The organism is Aneurinibacillus sp. UBA3580 (assembly GCF_002375825.1).
Taxonomy (GTDB): Bacteria; Bacillota; Bacilli; order Aneurinibacillales; family Aneurinibacillaceae; genus Aneurinibacillus; species Aneurinibacillus danicus.
This window is the reverse complement of record NZ_DFMZ01000092.1, coordinates 10,623-20,045: the sequence shown is the minus strand read 5'-3', so window position 1 is coordinate 20,045 and position 9,423 is coordinate 10,623. Positions and strand designations below refer to the sequence as shown.

General features: G+C 48.8%; 8 protein-coding genes. 4 read left to right on the top strand and 4 right to left on the bottom strand.

The features are described from left to right. Positions 1-120: 120 nt before the first annotated feature. Both B2899_RS13520 and B2899_RS13515 read right to left on the bottom strand, forming a co-directional pair. Complete coding sequence (locus tag B2899_RS13520) at positions 121-1,422, bottom strand: copper amine oxidase N-terminal domain-containing protein (protein ID WP_170230314.1); 1,302 nt, start codon at positions 1,420-1,422, stop codon at positions 121-123. Between the two features lie 134 nt (positions 1,423-1,556). Beyond that, the gene (locus tag B2899_RS13515; RefSeq protein WP_286886500.1) at positions 1,557-2,234 is read right to left on the bottom strand and encodes a TerC family protein; all 678 of its coding nucleotides are present in this window, start codon (positions 2,232-2,234) and stop codon (positions 1,557-1,559) included. A gap of 396 nt (positions 2,235-2,630) precedes the next feature. Between B2899_RS13515 and B2899_RS13510 the strand changes: the two genes are divergently transcribed. The 3 genes from B2899_RS13510 to B2899_RS13500 are packed head-to-tail and all read left to right on the top strand — an operon-like array spanning position 2,631 to position 7,208. Further along, positions 2,631-3,815 (top strand): 1-acyl-sn-glycerol-3-phosphate acyltransferase, encoded by a 1,185-nt coding sequence (locus tag B2899_RS13510; protein ID WP_286886498.1) that lies wholly within the window; start codon positions 2,631-2,633, stop codon positions 3,813-3,815. Further along, positions 3,812-4,720, top strand: a complete 909-nt coding sequence (locus B2899_RS13505) for a phosphatase PAP2 family protein (protein WP_146811188.1) — start codon at positions 3,812-3,814, stop codon at positions 4,718-4,720. Before B2899_RS13510 ends, B2899_RS13505 begins: the two co-directional genes overlap by 4 nt. Beyond that, complete coding sequence (locus B2899_RS13500; protein WP_286886497.1) at positions 4,698-7,208, top strand: PEP/pyruvate-binding domain-containing protein; 2,511 nt, start codon at positions 4,698-4,700, stop codon at positions 7,206-7,208. The genes B2899_RS13505 and B2899_RS13500 overlap by 23 nt, the downstream gene beginning before the upstream one ends. Here the strand turns inward: B2899_RS13500 and B2899_RS13495 are convergent. Then, positions 7,205-7,486, bottom strand: coding sequence for a HesB/YadR/YfhF family protein (locus B2899_RS13495; protein ID WP_146811190.1), 282 nt, complete (start codon positions 7,484-7,486; stop codon positions 7,205-7,207). The two genes, B2899_RS13500 and B2899_RS13495, sit on opposite strands and share 4 nt — an antisense overlap. 294 nt (positions 7,487-7,780) lie before the next feature. Between B2899_RS13495 and B2899_RS13490 the strand changes: the two genes are divergently transcribed. Then, the gene (locus tag B2899_RS13490) at positions 7,781-8,134 is read left to right on the top strand and encodes a hypothetical protein (RefSeq protein WP_286886495.1); all 354 of its coding nucleotides are present in this window, start codon (positions 7,781-7,783) and stop codon (positions 8,132-8,134) included. Positions 8,135-8,185: 51 nt separating this feature from the next. Here the strand turns inward: B2899_RS13490 and B2899_RS13485 are convergent. Then, positions 8,186-9,423: S-layer homology domain-containing protein (locus B2899_RS13485; RefSeq protein WP_286886493.1), on the bottom strand; the 1,238-nt coding region annotated here is incomplete at its 5' end.

Below are 9,423 nucleotides of genomic sequence, written 5' to 3'. Positions count from 1 at the left end.
AAAATCCTGAAATAAAGAAGGAAGGAGAGAGAAAAAAGATCTAAGGAAGAAAAAGGCGTTCACCTTTTTCTACATTAAAAATCTTCTTCTCCTTCTTTCTTCTCTTTTCCTTCTCCTAAGCTAAGGTGCCAGATGAATGGTTACTTTTTGGGTTTTCCCGTCCCATTCCACATCACAATCCAGCTGTTCCGTGATGAAGCGGAGCGGAACCATTGTCCTGGTTTTGATTAGCTGGGGCGGCACATCAATGGTATGCCGTAATCCGTTAACCATTATTGTTTTCTCGTTTAACCACAGCTCTATCCGCGTGCCCCGCGCATAAATTGAAATCTTCTCCTGATGGGCATCCCACTCAACTTCTCCGCCCATTTCCTCAATTAATGCCCGGATCGGCAGCAAGGTGCGCCCGTTCCTGGTGACTGGAACCGTGGAGCGTCCGGGATCGATTTCTTTTTTTGCGCCATTTACGGTCATGTATTTGTTTCCGATTTGCAGAATGATGGTTTTGGTTTTTTCAGACGTGCCAGCTCGGATGCTGACAGGCTTGGACATGGGTGTCTTCATGCCATCGCTGTAAATCGCCTGAACGGTATAGGTGTATGTAGCACCGTTCTCAATGTTTGCATCAGTGTACGTATTCTTCAGTATCGGAAAATCGGTAAGCGGGATTTTGGTGCTTTCTTCGCCGCTTTGCTGCCGGTATACATAATAGCCATCGAGTTTATCCTGGCGCTGGCTGTGCGTCCAGGTAAGCTGAACCGCATTGTTTTTCAGTGTGGCCGTAACGGTAACCGGGGGCGGTATTGTCGGTTTTTCTTCGCATATATCGGATTTGTATAAATCGAGATAGTCGGTGATGATTTTGATTGCATCCTGCCGCAGTTCGCGTGTTAGTTTGGGATTGTGCATAATGTTATCGATGTTTTTCTGCACATCGCAGTTAAAGCCCTGCTGGGCTCTGGCAATGGCGTGAATGATGGCGATAGTAAAGCTGTTCGGTTTTTTCTGCCTGGCTTTCTCAAGATACGGAAGGGCTTTGAGCGGATGAAAATAATCATCCATCAGCAATAAATAGCCTACCACAAAAAGCTCTTCGCCGCTAAGCATAGTTGTGTCGAGCGATTTTACAGGCTTTTTGTAGATGAGCGAAGCATAGATGTCGGCGTTGGTCTTTCCTTCCGTGTTCCAGGAAAGCGCATTGATGATAGAGGCCTTTACATCAATCGGGTTTTTTACGGAAGCAAGGTATGCGGCGAGTTTCTTATCCATGGTGCCTTGCTCTGCGGCGTACCGTACGAGGTCGATGTCCTGATACGCTTCGGAGAACGGGGTAGAGGTCACGGGGGAATCGGCGAGTCCTATAGGAGTAAGCGAAAACAAAGAAGTCAGGAGAACCAGCACAAAAGCAATCGTTCGTTTCATACGTATGACTCCTTTCCTGGTACAAAAAATATAAGGAAATGATTCTTTTCCCCGAGTGTATAGGCAAAGCCGTTCTTTGGCAAGGGGTGGAAATAATGTAGGCGCCGACATGTATGCCGACGCCCATATTCAATTTAGGAGTTGGTTGCCGCTTTTTGCTGTTTTTTGCGTCTTCCTGCAAGAAGTACGCCTGCGATGAGTACGATGGTAAAGCTCCATTTCACTATGGGATTTTCAGCGAAATAGCCGGCAATAAACGGCTCATCGACAATCATTTTAGCTGCCGTCCACGCAAGTACGCCTGCTCCGACATAAATCAAGGATGGAAAGCGTTCGAGCCAGCCGATAATCAGCGTGCTTCCCCAGACAACAATCGGAACACTGATCAGGAGGCCAAGCGCTACGAGAAGGAAGCTGCCGTGTGCCGCCCCTGCTACTGCCAGCACGTTATCGAGTCCCATGACCGCATCTGCGATGATAATGGTGCGAATTGCGGCCCACAGGCTTTCTTCCGCTTTAATGTGATCGTGACTTTTTTCTTCCGTCAGCAATTTGTACGCAATCCAGACAAGCAGAAATCCGCCGATCAGCAGCAACCCGGGGATTTCCAGCAGCCAGACCACGATCAGTGTAGCGATCATGCGAATCACAATGGCTCCGACCGTTCCCCAAATGATGACTTTCTTCTGCTGTTCTTTCGGCAAGCGGCGCGCAGCCATACCGATGACAATTGCATTATCGCCGGCAAGTACCAGGTCTATCACCAATATTGCAAGCAGTGCGGAAAAGAATTCCATCGAGAAAAATTCCATGCATCATCAGCCCCTTTATATTCGATATTTTGACCAAAGCAAAAGACCTTTACCCGGTTGGATAAAGGTCTCAAACAAATCAAAAAGACCTTTACCCGAATCGGCAAAGGTCTTGCTAACAACAGTCATGTTGCCAACAAAGCCGGAGACACAGGTCTCGGAATGACGACTTTGCTGTATAGCTACTCCCCTTTGGAGAATCTTTTGTTATCTTTATGATAAAGCAGAATATATTTCCGGTCAATATCTAAATTTTCTATGTTTCTCCATTTTTTTTGCACAAAAAATTCCAGATAAAATAATTATTTTCTATCCGTTCTGTGTTATATTGGAAAACACCATTAGTAATATTTCATATTTTTAAAAAGAAAAATGGAGAGGAGGGGAGTATCTGATTTGCAGTGGTTAAATCGATTTCGCCTGCTGCTGGCGCTTTTTTATTTTTGTGATATTCGTGTGTATGGAAGAGAGCGTATTCCCGTTTCAGGAATGACGCTGTTTGTCAGCAATCATCGGAACGGAGCAATCGACGGATACGTGTTATTGAAAGCGCTGCCTGCATGCCGCGCGATTGTCGGCAGGAATCTAACGGGTTCCTGGTTCCTGCGCCTGTTTTTCGGTGGCCAAATCGAAGTATACCGCAGGGCGGAGACAGCAGAACAGAGGGCATGGAACCGGGAGAGGATGCGAGAAGCGGCCAGCGTGATGCGGCGTGGCGAGCCGGTTCTTATTTTCCCGGAAGGCACAAGCAAGCTTGGACCATCTCTGCTCCCTATTAAGAAAGGTGCAGCCCTTATCTGCCGCATGCTTCTCGAAGAAGCGGGAGAAGACAGCGAACTGACGATTGTTCCACTCGGTTTGCATTACGAGGAAGGCTGGCGCTTTCGCAGTGCGGCAGAAATTCATGTCGGCCAACCTGTACGTGTCACTAAAGATGAGGCGCGTAATTTGACGGAGTTGACCGAAACCATCAGGCAAAGCCTTATGGAGATCACCGAGAATTTCGCGAATGAACAGGACCAACGGATTGGCGAAGCGTTCGCTACGATGCTCCGGTACCATGGGGTTACGGATAGGTCGCATCTCGTCTTGTGCCGTATGTGGGCAGAGCGAAAGATTCCGGAAGAGAAGAGGGGCGAATTTCTTCGCCTATATCAAGCCGCAGACTCTGCGCGTTATCAGGGCGCACCGCTGGCAGCGCGGAGGGGGGGCTGGGCTTCTGCGGCAGTCTATTGGCTGTTGTCCCCGCTTATATTGCTGGCGCTTATGTTAAATATGCTCCCGCTTGCGGGCGGATATGCGGCGGCTAGGAAAATGGCGGACGACAGGAATGTAATTGCTTTATGGAGAATTTTAGTCGGGACTCCGCTTTTTGTGCTCCAATGGGTCATATACATACTAGTGGCTCTGCTATTCTGCCCGTTATCTATGGCAGGCTGGCTGCTCATCGGTTATGCGGGATTAACCGGTGTTGGATGCTGGCTGTTGGATGTCTGGCGGCGCGCCGGAGTGAGAGGGCGTAACCGATCATATGAAGAACGGCAGGCGATTCTCTTGTTTTGTGAGGGGTTTATGAAATGAACATAAAGGTTCATCATCTGGCACCGTTTTATTTTCGGCGGATTTTGCTCCATGAGTATTTTATGGGGGCGCTTTTTCTTCAGATTCTTATCCGGTTGGCGGTTGCAGGCCATTTCGGAAAATGGTTTGTCATGTATATCGCCGTGTTGGGCGTGTACGGGTTTCTTATCCATTACGGACAGCGTTCGCTTTCACCCATCGTCAACCGGTTTCGGCTTGTTTGGAATATCATTATGATGAATTTTGCTTTCACAAGCATCAAAGAGATCATTCCCATTTGGGGGATGAAACCAGTTGACGGATTGCTGGCCGGGATAGACCGCATGCTTGTGGGCGGCGATTTGAGTATCCTCATGCAGAGCTGGTATAGCCAACCGCTCACCGAGATGATGAGTATCGGCTACTTTTCTTTCCTCGTGGCTTTGTTTTCCACATTTATCGCTTACGGGTTCTGGGGCTCGCTGGATAAGTTTTGTCTGCTGTGCGCAGGACTCTTTACCCTGTATGGAATCGGAATTACCGGATATACGCTGCTTCCCGGTGAAGGTCCGTTCGTTCATTTTGCTTCTGCCTATACGCAGGATTTGACCGGCTATTTCTTTACAGATTGGAATCGGGAAATCGTCAAAGCGGGTTCGGCCAGGTATGATGTATTCCCGAGCCTGCATGTTGGCGTGGGCTTGTTTCTGTTGATGTTCTACTATGCCAATCATCGGCGCGTATTTTACGTGTATCTTTTGCCTTTTGTGTTTATTGTGCTTTCTACCGTTTATCTGCGCTACCACTATTTTATCGATTTGCTGGTCGGCGCCTTCTTCAGCATCGTTTCTTACCATCTGGCGAAATCGGTCTACAAAAATAAAATGGAGAGGACGGAGAGGTATGACCTACATTACCGGATTTGAACGTTTGTTAAATATTGAAGAAGACGGGGGAAAAGGACATCATCTCAAACAGCTGACGGCGTTCGGTTTTAACGTTCCGGAAGGAGTGGTTGTCGGCGCTTCTTTCTACCGGGAAAATTACCCGGCACCGCCTGCATTCACGTATGAAGATGAGGCGAAACTGGGGGAGCAGTGCGAGGAGATGGCAGAGAAAGTTAGCAGTATGCCGTTGCCGGAAGCTTTTGCGAGTGAACTGAGAGAGCATCTACACCGTTTCCCGGCAGAGACCCGTTATGCGGTGCGTTCTTCCTCTACTTATGAAGATTTGGCAGGCGCTGCGTTTGCCGGGCAGCATGAGACGTTTCTTAATGTGACCGCGGACGAGGTGGCGGAAAAGGTGCGGGAATGCTTTGCTTCTCTTTGGCAAAAGCATGCCGTGCTTTACCGCCGCTACCAGGGCTTTTCCCAGGAAGGGGCATCGATGGCGGTTGTCATTCAGCGCATGATTGCGGCGGAGACGGCAGGTGTGGCGTTCTCCGTTGACCCGGTAAGCGGCAATCTCGATTATGTGCTTGTCGAAGGCAATTATGGGGTGGGCGAGTCGGTTGTAGGCGGAGAAGCGGTAACCGACTCCTGGGTGGTTGATACGTCGCAGGGCAGGATTGTGGAGCGTCGGGTTAGTGAGAAGGAATACTATGTCGTACCGGCCGAGCGAGGTGTTAAGACACGGTTGCTGCCGCCGGAATACCGGGAAACTCCCTGCCTCTCCGATGAACAAATACTGGAGATCGCAGGTGTGGCAAAAAAGATTGAGCGTGAGTTTCAGACGCCGCAGGACATAGAGTGGGCCTATGCCGATGGACGGCTGTATATCCTTCAAGCCCGGCCGCAAACCACGATTCCACCCCGGTTTACGAGGGATGAATCAGCGGAACGTTTTCCCGAGCCGCTTACGCCTCTTACCTGGTCATACGTAGAAGATGCGTTCAATGCTTCACTTGAACACTCTTTACGGCTGATGAACGTACATCTGCCTACGCGTCCCTGGTTCGCATTGCGAAATTGCTACGTATATGGCAATCAGAACGCTGTCAGGCTGCTTGCTCTGAACAAGCCCATCGAACTGCGGACAGTGGATACACTTGTCGATGAATTGACGTTTATTGAAGAGAAGTTCCGCTGGGTGATGGAGCTGCCGAACGCATGGATGCGGGACCTGGATACTTATCTAATCCGTGTCGGCAAGCTTGGCGCCGTATCGTTTGACGGATTTTCCGCTCCTGATTTCCAGCGCTATTTTAAGGAGCTATTTAGTACAGCAAAAGAATATTTCCTTCCGAATATCGCAATTTCCATGACACAGGGTTTCCTGACGCGGACATTGTTTGAGTATATCGCGGCGGTGAAAGGGGACTTATACGAGGCGCAGACGATGCTGAAGCAGATTATTACCGCTTCCGGGACGAAGACCGGGCAGATTAACCGGGAGCTGTACGAATTGGCAAAGGAAGCCAAGCGGACGCCGGAGCTTATGTCCCTGCTTGCTGAAGGAGGAAAGCGGGCGCTTGCCGGGCTGGACCGCTTCCCCGATTTTGCGGCTTCCTTCCGCTCTTTTATCGACAACTACGGGCACAGGGAAATCAGCTTCGATTATTATAAGCCTACCTGGGCGGAAGCGCCGGAGGTCGTCCTCGATTTAATCCATCTGGCAGCTACGTCCGGCAAGCAGGAAAAAGCCGGGAAAAAGGAAAAGCTGGGCAAGATGGTTAGCTTGAAAGCGACACAGGAGCTGCTCGAGCTGTCGCCTAAGTCGCTGCGTTATTTCGTGAATGAGCTGGTACGGCTGACGCTTACCTATACGTATATTGATGACCTTGAGCACTTCCAGACTACGCGTGTGAATTTGTTGGCGCGCAGAGCGGTGGGAGCGCTCGGAACCAAATTAGTAAATGCAGGACAACTGACCGATCCGTACGATTTGTTTTTCCTGGTGAAAGAAGAGCTAGAGTCGATTGATTCGTTTGAGCTGTCCGCAGAAATGCGGGAAAAAATTGCACTTCGCAAGGAAGCCTATCTGCGCGCATACGAACAGGAACCGACGTGGGATTTAACGAAGGAAGGGGAAGGTATGCCTACAGGGGAAAACGACGGGGAAGAGAGCGAAGGACTGCTGCGCGGCATTCCGGGCAGTCCCGGGGAATGCGAGGGAGTCATTTATGTCGTGCGTGGGCCGGAAGACTTCGCAAATATGCCGGACCAGGCGATACTCGTTGCGCGCACGACCAATCCCGCCTGGACGCCGTTGTTCTATAAAGCAAAAGGGCTTATTACCGAGTCCGGAGGTCCGCTGTCGCATGGAGCCGTTACGGCACGGGAGGTCGGTATTCCGGCGGTCATGTGCGTAAGGGGGGCGCTTAAACGATTCAAGACGGGTGAGCGGGTTCGTCTGGACGGCAGAAGGGGGCACGTACATAGAACCTCCGTCCAGACGCGAACACCGGCTCCTTAATGGAATTCGATCTCATCCCGTTCTGTATTGTACGTAACGGTTAACTCTGAATTATTGAGATACCAGGCGTCTTCTTTTTCGATATAGAAGGTTACGCCGTCTTCTATGGTCGAGACGCCGATTTCTTTTGGCTGTTCTTTGGCGACGCCGAGCGAGAATCCGCTCTGCACGGTGCTGCATCCGCCAAGGCGGACGAAGAAGCGGACGGCGTCCCCGGGTTCGATGTCCATTTCTTTGCGGAACCATGCTATAGCATTAGGGTCAATCGTAAGTTTCATGCGTATACCTCCTTATATCTTTCGGCGATCTTATTTTATTGTATCACATTCCGGGTTCTTCACTGCGTTTTGATGTGGATAGCAGATTGTGCGCCTGTTTTTTGAGGTATTAGAATCTTTCTAAATTTTTTTGGTGAGTCTATTATACCGGGCTTTTTCTATTAAATATAAAGATATGATTTCATAGGGGAAATAGGAGGCTACAATGAAAAAAATCATAGTATATTTTTTGGCCTGCACGATGCTGGTCGGTGGGAGTTTTACCGCTGCACCAGCGCAGGCAGCGGAATTGGATTGACGCTAAGCTTGCATCCACCAAATAGTTCTTATCAGGCGTACGATTATAAAGCGCTTGGTATGTTGGCTGATCGAATCGTAATCATGGCGTATGAATACAATCCGCAAACCGTGAAAAAACCTGAACCCATCGATAAAGTTACCGCCGCGGTTCGCGAAGCAAAGAAGATGGTGCCTAAGGAGAAACTGGTACTGGGCATTATGACCGCTTATGAAACACCACAAACACTGCTTGCAAAAGTAGGTGTAGCCAAGCGGGAGAGTCTGAATGGAATTGCCATCTGGCGTCTTGGCATCAACTCTGCCCCGGTGTGGAATATGCTTCGCAGTGCTATCAAGACAAGATACTAGATTATAGAAGAAAAAATATGAGGGCAGCGTATATATGCTGCCCTCATTCTATTATTTTCCGAAAAGTTTCATTTTGTCCATCATATTGTAGACAAGCGTGCTGGCTTCCGCTACAGTAAGTTTCTGGCGCGGTTTAAAGTAATTCAGATTGCCCTGCATCAGCTTTTCTTTTGTCACCATATCCACGTAAGGCACCGCCCAGTCCGAGATGAGCGGAGCGTCATAGTATGTCTGCGACAATTTTTCTTTCACCTTATCCAAATTTGAGTATGTCGGGATTTTCAGATTCATTGCGCGTGCCATGAATACGGCAGCTTCTTCCCGTGTGAGCGGCCGTTCCGGTTCCAGAACGTTTCCAAAAACGTTCGATGTTTCACCCTGAACAAATCCGTTTTTAATGGCGCTCATCAAATAGCCGGTTCCATCGTATCCCCGTCTGGCTTTGCCATATGTAGCGTTATTTACATCGGTAAAATAGCCGGTATACGAAATCGGCTTTAGCCCCTTGGCCCGGGCAAGCATCATAATGAAATCAAACCGCGTAATCTCCGCATCCAAATCTTCTAGCAGGCGTCCGTCAAACAGGTAGATATCCGGCTGGATAACGCCTTTGTAAGCAAGGGCAAGCACATACGGTTTGGCCCAGTTATTCAAGTTATCAAGCTTATATGTTTTATAGGTAATAGCGGCGGCATATTCACCGAATTCATCAATAGGTGCCGTCACCGTTTGGCCTTTACTGTCCACGACCCCGCCGATCGGTATCCATTTGTTGTCCTTCCTCTGCACGACAGAAATATTATGCATAGCTACTTCCGGTGCCACATCGGCATCATATTTAAGTGTAATGTTTCCTGATTGGCTTGGCTTTGTATCGTTTCTTTCATATTTATCAGTGATAGTATAACTTTGGCTGATAAACATATATTCTTGTGTACTGGCTGGGCGCTGGTTGACCTGCACCAGAATATCCTGTTCAGGTAAAAGCGTGCTCATGCTTGTATTGTGCACGTAGGTATCCTTGGGAAAGTCCAGGATCAGTCGGTCGGCAAACATTTTAACCTTCCCGGTTTTAAAGCTGGTATAGAATTTGCCACCGTCTTTGTCATTATGAAAATATCGTAAATCTATAGATATCTGGACATTTGTTTCGCCATTATACACGCCGGGATAATGATTATTCGGACCGGTTGGCGCGACAAGATTCTTAATTTTAATCGGAATTTTGACGTCTCCGCTAGCCGATAATTTTGTTTCGTAGTCTCGGATAGTATACAGAGAAGAAGAGC

Excerpts from the sequence above, each read along its gene's own strand:
- B2899_RS13495 (WP_146811190.1), bottom strand. The coding sequence starts at position 7,486 with ATGAAACTTACGATTGACCCTAATGCTATAGCATGGTTCCGCAAAGAA.
- B2899_RS13515 (WP_286886500.1), bottom strand. The coding sequence starts at position 2,234 with ATGGAATTTTTCTCGATGGAATTCTTTTCCGCACTGCTTGCAATATTG.
- B2899_RS13505 (WP_146811188.1), top strand. The coding sequence starts at position 3,812 with ATGAACATAAAGGTTCATCATCTGGCACCGTTTTATTTTCGGCGGATT.
- B2899_RS13500 (WP_286886497.1), top strand. The coding sequence starts at position 4,698 with ATGACCTACATTACCGGATTTGAACGTTTGTTAAATATTGAAGAAGAC.
- B2899_RS13520 (WP_170230314.1), bottom strand. The coding sequence starts at position 1,422 with ATGAAACGAACGATTGCTTTTGTGCTGGTTCTCCTGACTTCTTTGTTT.